General features: G+C 59.7%; 10 protein-coding genes. 8 read left to right on the forward strand and 2 right to left on the reverse strand.

The genetic code is table 11. The annotated features are described in order from the left end of the window. Positions 1-154 precede the first annotated feature (154 nt). From V6F91_RS15940 to V6F91_RS15950, 3 genes are all read left to right on the forward strand, one after another. Complete coding sequence (locus tag V6F91_RS15940; protein ID WP_332766028.1) at positions 155-2,044, forward strand: DUF1302 domain-containing protein; 1,890 nt, start codon at positions 155-157, stop codon at positions 2,042-2,044. Positions 2,045-2,071: 27 nt separating this feature from the next. Continuing rightward, on the forward strand, positions 2,072-3,436 hold the full coding sequence (locus V6F91_RS15945; protein ID WP_258448052.1) for a DUF1329 domain-containing protein: 1,365 nt from the start codon (positions 2,072-2,074) through the stop codon (positions 3,434-3,436). 176 nt (positions 3,437-3,612) lie between these two features. Then, positions 3,613-6,342, forward strand: a complete 2,730-nt coding sequence (locus V6F91_RS15950; protein WP_332766030.1) for a LuxR C-terminal-related transcriptional regulator — start codon at positions 3,613-3,615, stop codon at positions 6,340-6,342. Positions 6,343-6,433: 91 nt separating this feature from the next. Here V6F91_RS15950 and V6F91_RS15955 read toward each other — a convergent pair whose 3' ends face one another. Further along, the gene (locus V6F91_RS15955) at positions 6,434-11,416 is read right to left on the reverse strand and encodes a M10 family metallopeptidase (protein ID WP_332766032.1); all 4,983 of its coding nucleotides are present in this window, start codon (positions 11,414-11,416) and stop codon (positions 6,434-6,436) included. A gap of 211 nt (positions 11,417-11,627) precedes the next feature. On the opposite strand from V6F91_RS15955, the gene V6F91_RS15960 reads away from it, so the two are divergent. Together V6F91_RS15960 and V6F91_RS15965 are read left to right on the forward strand one after the other, a co-directional pair. Beyond that, complete coding sequence (locus V6F91_RS15960) at positions 11,628-12,272, forward strand: MBL fold metallo-hydrolase (RefSeq protein ID WP_332766034.1); 645 nt, start codon at positions 11,628-11,630, stop codon at positions 12,270-12,272. 117 nt (positions 12,273-12,389) lie between these two features. After that, the gene (locus tag V6F91_RS15965; RefSeq protein WP_099757148.1) at positions 12,390-13,127 is read left to right on the forward strand and encodes an OmpA family protein; all 738 of its coding nucleotides are present in this window, start codon (positions 12,390-12,392) and stop codon (positions 13,125-13,127) included. Positions 13,128-13,380: 253 nt separating this feature from the next. Here the strand turns inward: V6F91_RS15965 and V6F91_RS15970 are convergent, their stop codons facing one another. Then, the gene (locus V6F91_RS15970) at positions 13,381-13,815 is read right to left on the reverse strand and encodes a YhcB family protein (RefSeq protein ID WP_016773251.1); all 435 of its coding nucleotides are present in this window, start codon (positions 13,813-13,815) and stop codon (positions 13,381-13,383) included. A gap of 144 nt (positions 13,816-13,959) precedes the next feature. Between V6F91_RS15970 and V6F91_RS15975 the strand changes: the two genes are divergently transcribed. From V6F91_RS15975 to zapE, 3 genes are all read left to right on the forward strand, one after another. Then, on the forward strand, positions 13,960-14,589 hold the full coding sequence (locus tag V6F91_RS15975; protein ID WP_332766727.1) for an alpha/beta hydrolase: 630 nt from the start codon (positions 13,960-13,962) through the stop codon (positions 14,587-14,589). A gap of 24 nt (positions 14,590-14,613) precedes the next feature. Next, on the forward strand, positions 14,614-15,969 hold the full coding sequence (locus tag V6F91_RS15980; protein WP_332766039.1) for a tryptophan--tRNA ligase: 1,356 nt from the start codon (positions 14,614-14,616) through the stop codon (positions 15,967-15,969). Positions 15,970-16,059: 90 nt separating this feature from the next. Next, positions 16,060-17,154 carry a cell division protein ZapE gene (zapE, locus tag V6F91_RS15985; RefSeq protein ID WP_090286153.1) on the forward strand — a complete coding sequence of 365 codons (1,095 nt, stop codon included), beginning with the start codon at positions 16,060-16,062 and terminating at the stop codon, positions 17,152-17,154. The last annotated feature ends 22 nt before the right edge of the window (positions 17,155-17,176 follow it).

Consider the following 17,176-nt stretch of genomic DNA (forward strand, 5'->3'; position numbering starts at 1 on the left):
TATAGTCCGCTCAAGGACTTTTTGAAAACGGAGCACACGCACTGATTGGGGCGAGCAACTTTGAAGCGGTTTCGGGCAGCCTTGGCTTCCGGCCCTTCACAGCGTTTTTGAAAGTACTCACTGCCATAACAATAATGCACATGGAGTAGCGTCGATGACCTCAGTAAACCAGTTCTGGCGCCGGGCGAAACTGCCTCTGGCAGTCAGTCTTGCCTCCTCGCTCGCCGGGCCCGCATTCGGCGTCAGTTTCAACGTCGGTGAAATCGAAGGCCAGTTCGACTCGTCCCTGTCGATCGGTGCCAGTTGGTCTACTCAGAGCCCGAACAAGAACCTCATCGGCGTCAACAACGGCGGCCACGGGCTGTCGCAGACTTCCGATGACGGCCACGCCAACTTCAAGAGCGGCGAAACCTTCTCCAAGATCTTCAAGGGCATCCATGACCTTGAATTGAAGTACGGCGACACCGGTGTGTTCGTCCGTGGCAAATACTGGTACGACTTCGAACTCAAGGATGAAAGCCGCGAGTTCAAGGACATCAGCGACAGCAACCGCAAAGAGGGCGCCAAGTCCTCGGGCGGGCAGATCCTCGACGCCTTCGTCTACCACAACTACGCGATCGCCGATCAGCCGGGCTCCGTGCGTCTGGGCAAGCAGGTGGTCAGCTGGGGTGAAAGTACCTTCATCGGCGGCGGCATCAACTCGATCAACCCGATCGACGTGTCCGCATTCCGTCGTCCCGGCGCCGAGATCAAGGAAGGCCTGATTCCGGTCAACATGTTCTACGTCTCGCAGAGCCTGACCGAAAACCTTTCGGCCGAAGCCTTCTATCAACTGGAATGGGATCAGACCGTCGTCGACAACTGCGGCACCTTCTTTTCCCAGCCAGACATCGTGGCCGACGGTTGCGACAGCAACCTGCGCGTGCTGAACAAGCGTTCGCAGATTCCGGCCATTGCCCTGGGCCCGCTTGCCAACGCCGGCGTCGACGTCAACCAGGAGGGCGTACTGGTGCGCCGTGGCCCGGACCGCGATGCCCGCGACAGCGGTCAGTGGGGTGCATCCCTCAAATACATGTTCGAGCCACTCGACACCGAGTTTGGCGCCTACTTCATGAACTACCACAGCCGTGCGCCGATCTTCAGCGCCACCGGTGCACCGCAGTCGGTCTACAACACGGCCGCTGGACTGCCAGGGCCGTTTGCCGCACTCGCACCACTGCTGGTCGCAGGCAACTCGAACTACTTCATCGAATACCCGGAGGACATCCGCCTCTACGGTCTGAGCTTCTCTACCACCCTGCCTACCGGTACGGCGTGGAGCGGTGAGATCAGCTACCGTCCGAACGCACCGGTGCAACTGAACTCCACCGATATTCTGTTCGCTGGCGTACGTCCATTGGGCGGCGCGCTGACCAACGCTTCGCTGCTCACGGGTGTGCCGGGTCAGGATCTGCACGGTTACGAGCGCAAGGAAATCACCCAGATCCAGACGACCTTCACGCACTTCTTCGATCAGGTCATGGGCGCCAGCCGTCTGACCCTCGTCGGCGAAGTCGGCGCGACCTATGTCGGCGGTCTGGAAAGCCGTTCGGAAAAACGTTACGGCCGCGATCCGGTCTACGGTCCGGGTGAATTGCCGGCCACTGGCACCACCAACACCTGCGCAAACATCCTCAACGCCAGCACCATCAACGGCGCAGGCCCGGGTTCGCCACAAAACAACCGCAGCCGCAATTGCGACAACGACGGTTTCACCACCTCGATGTCGTGGGGCTACCGCGGTCGCGCCATCTGGGAATACAACGACGTCTTCGCCGGTGTGAACCTCAAACCAAACGTGGCCTGGTCCCACGACGTCAGCGGTTACTCGCCAGGCCCAGGCGGCAACTTCGAGGAAGGTCGCAAAGCAGTCAGCCTGGGCGTCGATGCCGAGTACCAGAACACTTACACCGCGAGCCTGGCTTACACCAACTTCTTCGACGGCAAGTACACCACCGTGGATGACCGCGACTTCGTTGCGCTCAGCTTCGGCGTGAACTTCTAAGCACTGCATTTCAGGACGAACGAATTTATGAAAATAACAAAGAGTCTGTTCCACGCCGGTGTTCTGGGTCTGTCGCTGTTGGCAACCAGCGTCATGGCCGCCGTGCCTGCCGCTGAAGCCGACAAACTGGGCAAAAGCCTGACGCCGATGGGCGCGGAAATGGCCGGTAACGCCGACGGTTCGATCCCGGCCTGGAAACCACTGCCGAAGAATGCCGGCAGTGTCGACAGCAAGGGCTTCCTGTCCAACCCTTACGCCAGTGAGCAGCCGCTGTTCACCATCACTGCCAAGGATGCCGACAAGTACAAGGACAAGCTTGCGCCGGGCCAGTACGCGATGTTCAAGCGCTACCCGGAAACCTTCAAGATGCCGGTCTACCCGTCCCATCGCGGTGCCACCGTGCCGGATGACGTATTCGCCGCCATCAAGAAAAACGCCACCAGCACCAATCTGGTGTCGGGCGGCAACGGTCTGGAAAACTTCGATACCGCCGTGCCGTTCCCGATTCCGAAAACCGGCGTAGAAGTGATCTGGAACCACATCACCCGCTATCGCGGCGGCAGCGTGACCCGTCTGGTGACCCAAGCCACGCCGCAACCGAACGGCTCGTACAGCCTGGTGTACTTCCAGGACCAGTTCGTGTTTCGCGACAAGATGAAGGACTACGATCCGGCGAACCCGGGCAACATCCTGTTCTACTTCAAGCAGAAAGTGACCGCGCCGGCACGTCTGGCCGGTGGCGTACTGCTGGTGCACGAAACCCTCGATCAGGTCAAAGAGCCGCGTTCGGCGTGGGTCTACAACGCCGGTCAGCGTCGTGTGCGCCGTGCACCGCAAGTGTCCTATGACGGTCCGGGTACCGCGGCGGACGGTCTGCGTACGTCCGACAACCTCGACATGTACAACGGTGCCCCGGATCGCTACGACTGGAAGCTCGAAGGCAAGAAAGAGATGTACATCGCCTCCGACAGTTACAAGCTCGACGATCCGAAACTGAAGTACTCCGACATCATCAAGGCCGGCCACATCAACCAGGACCTGGCGCGTTACGAGTTGCGCCGCGTCTGGCATGTGACTGCGACGCTGAAGGAAGGCCAGCGCCACATTTACGCCAAGCGTGACTTCTACATTGACGAAGACACTTGGCAGGCCGCGGTGATCGACCACTATGACGGTCGTGGCCAACTGTGGCGTGTAGCCGAGGCGCATGCCGAGAACTACTACGACAAGCAAGTGCCGTGGTATGCCCTGGAAACCCTCTACGACCTGCAGTCCGGCCGCTATCTGGCGCTGGGCATGAAGAACGAAGAGAAGAGTGCGTATGACTTCGGCTTCACCGCCACCACCAGCGACTTCACCCCGGCCGCTCTGCGTCAGGATGGTGTCCGCTAAACCACGGTAAACCCGAGGCCGCATCCTCGTGAAAACGCCCCGACCGGTTCGGGGCGTTTTTGTGTCTGTAGTCTTTTTGTAGCCATTTGTAGCAGCAACCTTCATAACCGGTTCGATTAAGGCTAGGCTGCGGACATCTGCAACGCCGCCAACCGCCATTCGAACAAGAGCCGGCCATGACTGATCTGTCCCCGATTCCGGGTCCTGCAAGTGCTGCCGTCACGGCATTGGACGGGCGTTTTTTTCGCCCGCCACTGCCCGACGGCTACGTGCTGCGACCGCGTCTATGCGAGCGCTTGCAAGCGGGGCTCGGCGGGCGCCTGTTGCTGGTCAGCGCTCCAGCGGGGTTCGGCAAGAGTTCGCTGGCGGTGGAGTTCTGTCAGAGTCTGCCGGCGCGCTGGCAAAGCCTGTGGCTCGGATTGAGCGCTCGCGACAGTGATCCCGGGCGCTTTCTAGAGCGTCTGCTCGAAGGTTTGCAAGATTACTTTCCAGCGTTAGGTGCCGGCGCCCTCGGGCTGCTGAAAATGCGTCAGCGCCATCAGCCGTTCGCCTTCGAAGAATGGCTCGACGGGCTGCTCGACGAGCTGGCGCTGCATCTCGACGCAGCCGCACCGTTACTGCTGGTGCTCGACGATTATCATCTCGCCCAAGGTCCGGTGCTCGACCGTTGCCTGCAGTTTTTCCTCAATCATCTGCCCGATGGCCTGTTGGTCATGGTCACCAGTCGCCACCGCCCGGACTGGCATCTGGCGCGCCTGCGCCTGTCGCGGCAGTTGCTGGAGCTGCATGAACAGGATCTGCGCCTGACTCACGACGAGGCGTTGGCTCTGCTCGATCGCCATAGCACTTCACTGCGCGGCGAAGCGCTGGAAAACCTGATCCAGCGCAGCGAAGGCTGGGTCGCCGGTTTGCGTTTCTGGTTGCTGGCCGTGTCCGAGGCGGGCAGCAAGGCGGCATTGCCGCAAGCGCTGAATGGTGGGGAAGGACTGATCCGCGATTATCTGCTGGAAGAAGTCATCGATTGCCTGCCGGCCGAAGTGCAGACATTCCTTTATGACACCGCGCCGCAGGAGCGTTTTTGCAGCGAGTTGTGCGACGCCGTGCGTGAAGCCCATGACAGCGCCGAGATTTTGCGTTTCCTGCTGGCTCATCAGGTTTTTCTGGTGCCGCTCGATGAACACGGGCATTGGTATCGCTATCACCATCTGTTTTCTGATTTGTTGCTCAGTCGTCCTCCGGCGCAGGCGCTGGTGCCGACTGCCACGTTGCACTTGCGCGCCTGTCGCTGGTTCAACGCGCAGGGCCTGCTCGATGAGGCGGTTGAACAGGCACTGCGTGCCGGTCACCTCGATGTGGCGGCAAATCTGGTTCAGAACCTGTCCGAGGAACAACTGCTCGCCGAGCAGAATGTCGGCATGTTGCTGCGCTGGAAAATGGACTTGCCCGACAGCCTGCTGATCAGCACGCCGCGGCTGATCGTTCTGTACAGCTGGGCACTGGGGCTGGCCTGCCAGCTCGATGCCGCCGAAGATCTGTCCAGTCATCTGAGTCGCTTTCTGCCGGCGCCTTCGGCCACTGCCCAGAAATCGATGCTGGCGCAGTGGCTGGCGCTGAGCGGGATCATCGCCCGGGGGCGCGGCCATCGTGAGTTGACGATCAGATATTGCACTGAGGCCCTGGAAAGCTTGCCGGCCAAACGTTACGGGCAACGGCTGATGTGTTTGTCGACCCTGTCCAATCTGGCGATTGCCGACGGTGACCTGTGGCGCGCCCGCGGCCTCAACCGTGAGTCTCTGGAACTGGCGCAGCGCGTGGGCAATCCGCTGTTCGAAGCGCTGGCGCATTACGACCGGGCGCGGGTGCTGCAATCGCGTGGCGAAATCCTCCGTGCGCTGGACGAAGTGCATCAGGGCCTGGAACGCTTGCGCGGTCTGTCGCCGCAACGCCTGTATGCGGTGCGCGCGCGGCTGACGTTGTACGAAGGTTTTCTGCTGGCGATGCGCATGCAGTCCGACGCGGCGCGAGTGCGCCTGCTGGCGGGCCTTGGCGAAGCGCGCGCCTGTCGCGATATCAGCGTGTTGATCGGCCATTGCGTGATTGCGCGTCTGGACGGTAGCCGTGGCGAATTCGCCAAGGCATTCGCCGAACTCGCCGAAGCCGAACGCTTGATGCACATCTGGGACGTACCGCCGATCTATTACCTGGCGATGATCACTCTGGTCAAATGCGAACTGTGGCTGGCACAGGGGCGTACCGATCTCGCCGAGGCCTGGCTCACGCGCTTGAGCCAGACCTATACCGGGGAGCAGGCCGCGGCACCGCCCGAATTCCATCCACAACTGCCACTGCATGTCGAACTGCAGCAGGCGCTGCTTGATGTCATTCAGGGGCGCCCGATGCTCGCCGAGGGGCGTCTGGACGCGTTGCACCAGAACGGTCAGCAAAGCGGACGCCAGTTGCTATGCGTGATGGCGTTGACGCAGAAAGTCGCGCTGCTTCTGACCGGCGCGCGCGAGGCAGAGGCGCGCAAGGTGTTCATTCAAGCGCTGGAAGCCGCTGGCGGTGGTGTCTTGCAGCCATTTGACCGGTTAGTGAAAGACCACGCGGATTGGCTACGTGCGCATGTGCACAACTCGCCAATGCGGGCGGCTCAACAGTTGCTCGCGCAGCTTGCAGCGCCGGCAGCAGCGGGCAGGGACACCAGCGCCGCAGAGCAATTGAGTACCCGAGAGCTGGCGGTATTGCGGCTGATTGCTCAAGGTTGTTCGAATCAGCAGATCAGTGAGCAGTTGTTCATTTCCCTGCATACCGTAAAAACCCATGCCAGCCACATCAATAGCAAGCTGGGAGTAGAGCGGCGCACTCAAGCGGTGGCCAGAGCCAAGGAGCTGGGGCTGTTGGCATAGCGCCATGCAGCGGTTGCAAAAAAAAACGCCCCGAGAGGTTCGGGGCGTTTTTTTCATTAGCGCGTTGCGCGTTGCGTTCAACTCATGTCAATCAAGCCACAAGGTTCTGCTCGGAGAATGCGTTCACACCGACCAGATGAATCTCGAAGTCAGCGCCGGCATTACCGGAGACATTGCCTGACAGTACCTGATCGACAAAGCGCAATTGCCCGGCGCCGGTGAAGTCGCCCGCACCGATAAAGGTGAAGGCGTCGAGGCCGGCAGTGCCCAGATTGGCGTCGAACGCCGAGAAATCGATCTTGTCACCCTGCAGGCTGTTGAAATCATAAATGACGTCGCGCTCGGCGCCTTTGCCCACTTCGCTGATGTCGGTGAACGCAAAGGTATCGGCTCCGCTGCCACCGGTGAGCATGTCAACGCCGCGACCGCCGATCAATGTGTCGTTGCCGGCGCCGCCATTGAGCACGTTGTTGCCATCGTTGCCAGTGAGGACGTTATTGAGTTCGTTGCCATAGCCCAGCAGGTTGGTGCTGCCGGTCAGTTGCAGGTTTTCCAGGTTGGCGCCCAGGGTGTAATTGATCGAGGAGCGCACCGTATCGATTTCGTTGCCCAGCGTACTGGTCTCGACAATCACGTCACCGGCATTGTCGATCACATAGGTATCGTTGCCCAGGCCGCCGATCAAAGTGTCCGCACCCGCCCCCCCATCGAGAACGTTATTGCCGGCATTGCCGGTGATGACGTTGCTGAGGGCATTGCCGGTGCCGTTGATATTGTCGGCGAAACGCAGCGTCATGTTTTCCAGGTTGGCGCTCATGGTGTAATTGGCCAGCGAGGACAGCACGGTATCGATCTCGGTCAGTGAAGTGCCGTTCTCGATGATGACATCACCGACATTGTCGACGAAGTAGGTGTCGTTGCCGGCGCCGCCGTCCATCGTGTCCGCGCCTTCCTGGCCGTTGATGATGTTATTGCCGCTGTTGCCGATCAGGATGTTGTCCAGACCGTTGCCCACCAGGTACAGGTCGCTGCTGCCCAGTAACTGGCCGTCTTCGACGTTCGCGGTCAGGGTATAGCCGACATTGCTCAGCACGCGGTCGTGGCCTTCGCCGAGGCCTTCGATGATCAGGTCACCGGCGTTGTCGATCACGTAAGTATCATCGCCTGTACCACCGGCCAGCGTGTCCGCGCCGAGCGCGCCGTCCAGACGGTCGTTACCGGCACCACCCTGCAGCGTGTCGTTGCCCGCGCCGCCGAGCAGATAGTTGTCCTGGCCGTTGCCTTGCACGATGTAGTTACCGGTACCCATCAGCCACACGTTTTCGACGTGGCTGAGGTTGCCCGGGTTGAGGTTGATCGTGTTATTGGAAGCTGTAGCGTTGTAGTAGATACGCAGGGTATCGGTGCCTTCGCTGGCATTTTCCTGAACCAGCGACAACTCACCTGACTGGTCGAGATAATAGGTGTCGTCACCGGCGCCACCGATCATGGTGTCCAGCCCCGCGCCGCCGTTGAGCACGTTATTGCCGCTGTTGCCGGTCATGACGTTGTTCAGGGTATTGCCGTTGGCATTGAGGTTGGCCGAGCCGGTCAACACGACGTTTTCCAGATTGGCGCCAAGGCTGTAGTTGAACGAGGTACGAACGGTATCGATCTCATTGATCAGGGTGCTGCTTTCGACAATCACGTCGCCGACGTTATCGATCACATAGGTGTCGTTGCCCAGACCGCCGATCAGGGTGTCGGCACCTGCACCGCCATCCAGAATGTTATTGCCGGCGTTGCCCGTGATGACGTTATTCAGCGCGTTACCGGTGCCGTTGATATTGTCGGCGAAGCGCAGCGTCAGATTTTCCAGATTGGTACCGAGCGTGTAGTTGGACATCGAGGACAGCACGGTGTCGATCTCGGTCAGCGAGGTGCCGTTTTCGATGATCACGTCGCCGATGTTGTCGACGAAATAGGTATCGTTGCCCGCACCGCCGTCCATGGTGTCGGCGCCTTCCTGGCCGTTGATGATGTTGCTGCCGGCATTACCGGTCAGGACGTTGTCCAGTCCGTTACCCACCAGGTACAGGTCGCCGGTGCCCAGCAACAGGCCGTCTTCGACGTTGCCAGTCAGCGTATAACCGATGTTGGTAAGGACGCGATCACGGCCTTCGCCACTCAGCTCTACTACCTGGTCACCCGTGTTGTCGATGACGTAGGTATCGTCACCGCTGCCACCGATCAAGGTGTCCGCCCCGGCGGCGCCGTCCAGGCGGTCATCGCCGTTGCCGCCTTGCAAGGTATCCGCCGACGCGCTGCCGAGCAGATAGTTGTTCAGGTTGTTGCCCTGCACCGTGTAGCCCCCAGTGCCCATCAGCCAGACGTTCTCGACGTTGGCCAGATTGCTCAGGCTCAGGTTGACCACGCTGGTCAGCGGCGTGGAGTTGTAATAGATGCGCAGGGTATCGCTGCCTTCGCTGGCGTTTTCCTGAATGAGCGAGAGTTCGCCGCTCTGGTCGAGGTAGTAGGTGTCGTCGCCATTGCCGCCGATCATGGTGTCCAGGCCCGCGCCGCCGTTGAGCACGTTATTGCCGCTGTTACCGGTCATCACGTTGCTCAGGGTATTGCCGTTGGCATTGAGGTTGGCGGTGCCGGTCAGCACGATATTTTCCAGGTTGGCGCCCAGGCTGTAGTTGATCGAAGAGCGCACGGTGTCGATCTCGGTCATCGATGCACTGCTTTCGACTATCACGTCGCTGGCGTTATCGACCACGTAGGTATCGTTGCCCAGGCCACCGATCAGCGTGTCGGCACCGGCGCCGCCGTCGAGAATGTTGTCGCCCGTGTTACCGGTCATGACGTTGTTCAGCGCGTTACCGGTGCCGTTGATGTTGTCGGCAAAACGCAGGGTGAGATTTTCCAGGTTGGCGCCGAGCGTGTAATTGGCGAGGGAGGACAGCACCGTGTCGATCTCGGTCAGCGAGGCACCGGTTTCGATAATGACATCGGCCGCGTTGTCGACGAAATAAGTGTCGTTGCCGGCGCCACCGTCCATGGTGTCGGCGCCTGCCTGGCCATTGATGATGTTGCTGCCGGCATTGCCGATCAGAGTGTTGTCCTCGCTGTTGCCGACCAGATACAGATCACCGTTGCCCAGCAATTGTCCGTCTTCGACGTTGGCGGTCAGGGTGTAACCGATATTGCTCAGTACACGATCACGGCCTTCGCCGCTGCCTTCGATGACAACGTCGCCGGCGTTATCGATCACATAGATGTCGTCACCTGTGCCGCCTGCCAGGGTGTCGGCACCCGCTGCGCCATCCAGCCGGTCATCGCCGGCCCCGCCCTGCAGGTTGTCGCTGCCGGCGCCGCCGAGGAGGTAGTTGGCCAGACTGTTGCCTTGCACGGTGTAGTTGCCGGAACCCATCAACCAGACGTTTTCAACATCAGTGAGGTTGCCTTGATTGAGGTTTACCGTGTTGGTCGAGGCCGTGGCGTTGTAATAGATACGCAGGGTGTCATTACCCTCGCCGCCGTTTTCCTGAATCAGCCCGAGTTCGGCCGACTGGTCCAGATAATAAGTGTCATCGCCAGCACCACCGATCAGGGTGTCCACACCCGCGCCGCCATTGAGTACGTTGTTGCCGCTGTTGCCGGTCATCACGTTGTTGCTGATGTTGCCGTTGGCGTTCAGGTTGGCGGACCCGGTCAACACTATGTTTTCGACGTTGGCACTCAGGCTGTAGCTGACAGAAGAGTTGACAGTGTCGGTGCCGCCACCCACTTCGATGTTTTCAATAACGACGTCGCCAGCGTTGTCGACGAAGTAAGTGTCGTCGCCGCCGCCACCGATCAGCGTGTCCGCGCCGGCACCGCCATCGAGAGTGTTTTGCCCCCAGTTACCGGTGATGCGGTTGTTCAGCGCGTTACCGGTACCGCTGAGGTTACCGGTGCCCATCAACGTCAGCAGTTCGACGTTGGCCCCCAGGGTGTAATCGATGTAGCTGAGCACCGTGTCGATTTCATTCGACAGGTTGCTGGTCTCGATAACGGTGTCGCCGACATTGTCGACAAAATAGGTGTCATTGCCGGTGCCGCCGACCATTGTGTCGGCGCCACCGAGGCCGTTGAGAATATTGTCCAGCGCGTTGCCGGTGAGGCTGTCGTCGTTGCCGCTGCCGACGGCGTTTTCGATCTTCGCACCGTAGGCGATGGCCAGGCCTTCATTGAATGCAGTCAATGTATCGAGATCGAGAAACGCCTTGCCGATCTGACTGAAGGCGCCTTCATTCAAATCGATACGTACGGAATTCAGCTGATTGGAAGCATCGATGGTGTCAGTGCCACCAGCGTCCCAGATGGTTTCGAAAACCGACTGATTGTTCGCCCACGAGTAGGTGGTGTTACCGGCCTGCCAGGCGTTGTTCGCACCATACAGACTCTGGATGGCCAGGATGTCCAGCAGCATCGGCGTCGTGGGCTGGTACGAGTAGTTGTCGTTGTAGCTCATCACGGTAAAGCGCACATCGTCCAGCGAAGCATCCAGCACTGTGGTATTGGCCACACTGGTGGCGAACGGGTGCTTGAGACCGATGGCATGGCCGATTTCGTGCAGGAAGGTCAGGTAATCGTAGGACCCTTTATCCGGCACTGCCTGATTGGTCTCGGGGCCGATCCAGACGTCGCCGGACCTTGGCGCACTGCCGGGCAGATAAGCCCAGGCCACGGTGCCGCTGTCCATCAGCGAATAGCCGCCGAAGCGCAGATCGCCGACATTGAACACATCGTCGGTGGTCTGGCTGAATTTGATATTCGCCACCGAACTCCACGAGCTCAGGGCGCCGAAGACGGCGTTTTGCTGATTGGCGGTGAGGGAAAAAACCGCGTTGTATTCGTTGTTGGCACTGTAATTGGTCGCAAAATATGACGATCCCGCGTTGATGAAACTGAAGGTCAGTTCGGTCGGCGCGCTTTTATCGGTCCATCTGATGCTTTCCCACTGAGAGCCCGAGATCAAGCTGTCTACGGCTTTGTTTCCAGTCAATGCGGAGAAAGTGCTGTCAGTCGATTGAGTCGGGCGAGGCATGTGAATATTCCTGGATGGACCGCGGCCTGTCCAAGATACGGCCGCTGAAAAGTAAGATTTTGCATCAAAAACGCGTCGCGTGACATCATATTGACACTATTTTTTTGACTGGCCGACATGTGGCTGTCAGGAACTCTGTATCGACCAAAAGCGTGGATTACTGAAGAGGGCATACGTATTCTGCGAATTTGCCACGCTAATGGGAGTCATCATGCCTGCCGCCTCGCCAACGCTGATCCGCGAAACCTTCGCGGTCGGCCCGCTCCAGTGCAACTGCACGATCATCGGCGACCCGATCACAAAAAAAGCCATCGTCGTCGACCCTGGCGGCAATCCCGACCTGATCATGGCGCGCCTCGATGCGCATGGCCTGAAGGTCGTCAGCATCATCCACACCCACGCCCATCTCGATCACTTTCTCGCTTCCGGGCAGATGAAAGAAAAAACCGGCGCGACCCTGCATCTGCACAAGGAAGACCAGTTCCTCTGGGACAACCTCGAGATGCAATGCCAGATGTTCGGCGTACCGTACACCCCGGTGCCGTCGCCTGACCGTTGGTTGAGCGATGACGAAGAGCTGGCTTGCGGCTGCGGTGTGGCATTGCACACGCCGGGACATACGCCAGGTTCCATGAGCTTTTGGTTTTCCGAGGCTAAGCTGTTGATAGCCGGCGACACGCTGTTTCGTCGCGGCGTAGGGCGCACGGATTTATGGGGCGGCGATCAGGCGACCATCGTGCGTTCGATCAAGCAGCGGCTGTATACGCTGGATGAAGACGCGACCGTGGTGACCGGCCATGGGCCAGACACTCGCTTGGGTGACGAGATGCGTGAGAACCCGTTCGTGCGTGCCTGAATTTTTTGTAACGGGTGTGCGGCGGAATTTTTAGGCATTGTCATGATCCAACGCCCGCACGGGTCCATTCATCGATGGCCGCTGCACCATAGAATGCAAAAAATGTAGGAGCTCTCCATGTTCACCACGCGTCGTTTGATTATTGTCGCTACTGCCGTGGCCTTGCTGTCCGGCTGCGCCTCGCCCAATCCGTATGACAATCAGGGGCAGGCTGACGGTGGCTCGCAAGGCATGAGCAAAACCGCCAAATACGGTGGTCTCGGCGCCTTGGCCGGCGCGCTCGCCGGTGCCGCCATCGGTCACGACAACCGTGGCAAAGGCGCCTTGATCGGCGCCGCCGTCGTCGGTGCCTCGGCCGCCGGTTATGGTTACTACGCCGACCAGCAGGAGAAGAAACTGCGCGCGAGCATGGCCAACACCGGCGTTGAAGTGCAGCGTCAGGGCGACCAGATCAAGCTGATCATGCCGGGCAACATCACTTTCGCGACTGATTCGGCGAACATCGCTTCGAGCTTCTACCAGCCGTTGAACAACCTGGCCAACTCGTTGAAAGAGTTCAACCAGAACCAGATCGAAATCGTCGGCTACACCGACAGCACCGGTAGCCGCCAGCACAACATGGACCTGTCCCAACGTCGTGCGCAGAGCGTGGCGACCTACCTGACGTCGCAAGGTGTCAGCGGTGCCAACCTGTCGGCCCGTGGCGCGGGTCCGGATAATCCGATTGCCAGCAACGGTGACGTCAATGGCCGGGCGCAGAACCGCCGGGTTGAAGTCAACCTGAAGGCGATTCCAGGTCAGCAATACGGTGGTCAGCAGCAACAGCAGCCAGGTACGGTGCAGCAGTATCCGTAAGCGATTGTCTGAATGAAGAAATGCCCGGTCCTGTGATCGGGCATTTTTTTGTGTGGCCTGTGCCGGCCCCTTCGCGAGCAAGCTCGCTCCCACAGGTATTGGTGGTGTCCCCAAAATCTGTGTTCCACACATAACCCCTGTGGGAGCGGGCTTGCCCGCGAAGAGGTCAGTGTTGTCACCGCAAAATCAGCCGATACAAAAAAGCCCCCGGACCACACACTTGTCCGGGGGCTTTTTTATCAGCGAAGGCTGATTACTTCTTCAGCCCATAATGCTCATCGAGCATGCCCGGCGAGTTCGGGCTCTTTGGCGCGTAGTCGCGCGGCGGCTCTTGATCGCGCGGTGGCGTCAGGCGTTCGCGCGGCGCTTGCGCGGCGTCGGCATGCAGAGCGGCGATCAGGCGCTGGCGGGTCTGTTCGTCGAGGGCCAGACGATTGGCGCCCTCGGCAAGATGGTCCTGCACTTCCTGATAGCTCTGAGTGAGCTTCTTGACCAGCATCGCGGTGCTGTTGAAGTGGGTGACCACCTCGTTTTGATAACTGTCGAAACGCTCCTGGATATCATCCAGTTGACGCTGCGTACGGCTCGGTGCGGCGTTCGGCGCAACGCGCGCGATCAGGAATCCAATGGCGACACCCACAACCAGGGCAAGAGTCGGTAACAACCAAACTAAGAGCGAGTGTTCCACGAGTCCTTCCTCTATAAACGGCTTTGCTTTACGTTAACGGCTCGAACCTGCGCTGTATACCGCGATTCACTCGCAATAGATCGGCACAGACAATTTGCTAGACGAGTCGACCCGATTCGAGGTCACGGAGTTCCTCCCTTGCTGATGCGTGAAACCCCTGTAGTGATTGCCGGCCCGGTGGGTCAATTGGAAAGTCTTTACCTGGACAACGAGCAGCCGCGTGGCATCGCACTGATCTGCCATCCGAACCCGGTGCAGGGCGGCACCATGCTCAACAAGGTCGTCTCGACGCTGCAGCGCACCGCGCGCGACGCCGGCCTGATCACCTTGCGCTTCAACTATCGCGGCGTTGGCGCCAGCGAAGGCACCCACGACATGGGCACCGGTGAAGTCGATGATGCCCAGGCCGCCGCTGCCTGGCTGCGGGAAAAACACCCGGACTTGCCGCTGACCCTGTTCGGTTTTTCCTTTGGCGGATTTGTTGCAGCAAGTCTCGGCGGCCGCCTCGAAGCCGAAGGCGTGCAGCTCGAGCACCTGTTCATGGTTGCGCCGGCGGTGATGCGCCTGAGCGAGCAGGATCAACTGCCACAGCACGGCGAACTGACCGTGATCCAGCCGGAAACCGATGAGGTCATCGATCCGCAACTGGTCTACCAATGGTCCGAACAACTCCAGCGCCCCCATGAGCTGCTGAAAGTGGCAGAATGCGGACACTTTTTTCACGGCAAGCTGACCGATCTCAAGGATCTGATCCTGCCGCGTCTCTCGAATTGATTGCAGTCTGACAAGCGATTACCCATGACCAACCGTACCCGCATCCTCACCGGTATCACCACCACCGGCACGCCGCATCTGGGCAATTACGCCGGCGCGATCCGCCCGGCGATCCTCGCCAGCCGCGACAGCAACGCCGATTCGTTCTACTTCCTGGCTGACTACCACGCCCTGATCAAATGCGATGACCCGCTGCGCATCCAGCGCTCGCGTCTGGAAATCGCCGCGACCTGGCTGGCCGGTGGCCTGGATGTTGACCGCGTGACCTTTTACCGTCAGTCCGACATTCCGGAAATCCCCGAGCTGACCTGGCTGCTGACCTGCGTTGCCGCCAAGGGCCTGCTCAACCGTGCGCACGCCTACAAGGCCTCCGTGGACAAGAACGTCGAAACCGGCGAAGACCCGGATGCCGGTATTACCATGGGCCTCTACAGCTACCCGGTGCTGATGGCGGCGGACATTCTGATGTTCAACGCGCACAAGGTGCCCGTCGGTCGCGATCAGATCCAGCACGTGGAAATGGCCCGGGATATCGGTCAGCGCTTCAACCATCTGTTCGGCCAGGGCAAGGAGTTCTTCACCATGCCCGAAGCGCTGATCGAGGAAAGCGTGGCGACCCTGCCAGGCCTCGACGGTCGCAAGATGTCGAAGAGCTACGACAACACCATCCCGTTGTTCTCCAGCGCCAAGGAAATGAAGGACGCGATCTCGCGGATCGTCACCGATTCCAAGGCCCCTGGCGAAGCCAAGGATCCTGATAACTCGCACCTGTTCACCCTGTTCACGGCGTTCGCTACGCCGGCACAGGCGGAAGAATTCCGCAGCGAACTGCTCGGCGGTCTGGGTTGGGGCGAGGCGAAAAATCGTCTGTTCCAGTTGCTCGACAACGAATTGGGCGAAGCGCGCGACAAGTATCACCAGTTGATCGAGCGCCCGGCGGATCTGGAAGACATTTTGCAGATCGGCGCGAAAAAAGCCCGCGCCGTGGCTACGCCGTTCCTCAATGAGCTGCGTGAAGCGGTGGGACTGCGTTCGTTCGTCAATCAGGTGCAGGTTGCCGCGACCACCAAGAAGAAAGCCGCCAAAGCCGCACGTTTCGTCAGCTTCCGCGAAGACGACGGCAGCTTCCGATTCCGTCTGCTGGCGGCCGATGGTGAGCAATTGCTGTTGTCGCGCAATTTCGCCGATGGCAAAACCGCCGGGCAAGTGACCAAGCAGCTGCAGTCCGGCGAACCGCTGGACGTGCGCAACGATGACTTGAGCTTCAGCGTGTGGCTGCAAGGCGAATGCGTCGGCGACAGCCCGGCGTTCGCCGACGCGGCTGCGCGGGACGCGGCCATCGCCGCACTGCGCGTCGCGCTGACCCCGGCTCAGGACTGATCGGCGGCACGACCCGACCAAGGGCCGATTGCCATTCCTGCGGGCCGTCGCTACAGTGACGGCCCGTTTTTGTTGCCTTGCTAACGAATTATGACGCCCCTAGAACGATATCAAGCAGATCTGAAACGCCCGGACTTCTTCCATGACGCTGCGCAGGAAACGGCTGTGCGTCATTTGCAGCGTCTGTACGACGACCTGATCGCCGCTGACCAGAACAAGCCGGGGTTCCTTGGCAAGCTGTTTGGCAAAAAGGATCAAACGCCGGTCAAGGGCCTGTACTTCTGGGGCGGCGTCGGTCGCGGCAAGACTTACCTGGTCGACACCTTCTTCGAAGCGCTGCCGTTCAAGGAAAAGACCCGCACCCACTTCCACCGCTTCATGAAGCGCGTGCACGAAGAGATGAAAACTCTCGGCGGCGAGAAAAACCCGCTGACCATCATCGCCAAGCGCTTCGCGACCGAGTCGCGGGTGATCTGCTTCGATGAATTCTTCGTCTCCGACATCACCGATGCGATGATTCTCGGCACCTTGATGGAAGAATTGTTCAAGAATGGCGTGACCCTGGTCGCGACTTCGAACATCGTGCCGGACGGTCTGTACAAGGACGGCCTGCAGCGCGCGCGCTTCCTGCCAGCGATTGCGTTGATCAAGCAAAACACCGAGATCGTCAACGTCGACAGCGGCGTCGATTATCGTCTGCGCCACCTCGAACAAGCCGAGCTGTTCCACTATCCGCTCGACGAAGCCGCTCACGAAAGCCTGCGCAAGAGCTTCAAGGCGCTGACACCGGAGTGCACCGCGGCAGTCGAAAACGATGTGCTGATCATCGAAAACCGCGAAATCCGTGCGCTGCGCACGTGCGATGACGTGGCCTGGTTCGATTTCCGCGAACTGTGCGACGGCCCGCGCAGCCAGAACGATTACATCGAACTGGGCAAGATCTTCCACGCCGTGTTGCTCAGCGGTGTCGAGCAGATGAGCGTCACCACCGACGACATCGCCCGACGCTTCATCAACATGGTCGACGAGTTCTATGATCGCAACGTCAAGCTGATCATTTCTGCCGAGGTGGAGCTGAAGGATCTGTACACCGGCGGCCGCCTGACTTTCGAATTCCAGCGCACGCTGAGCCGGTTGCTGGAGATGCAATCCCACGAATTCCTGTCACGGGCGCACAAGCCTTAAACCGTTTTCGGCAAATAAAAAA

Origin of the sequence: Pseudomonas koreensis, assembly GCF_036668835.1 — a bacterium.
GTDB lineage: Bacteria > Pseudomonadota > Gammaproteobacteria > Pseudomonadales > Pseudomonadaceae > Aquipseudomonas > Aquipseudomonas koreensis_I.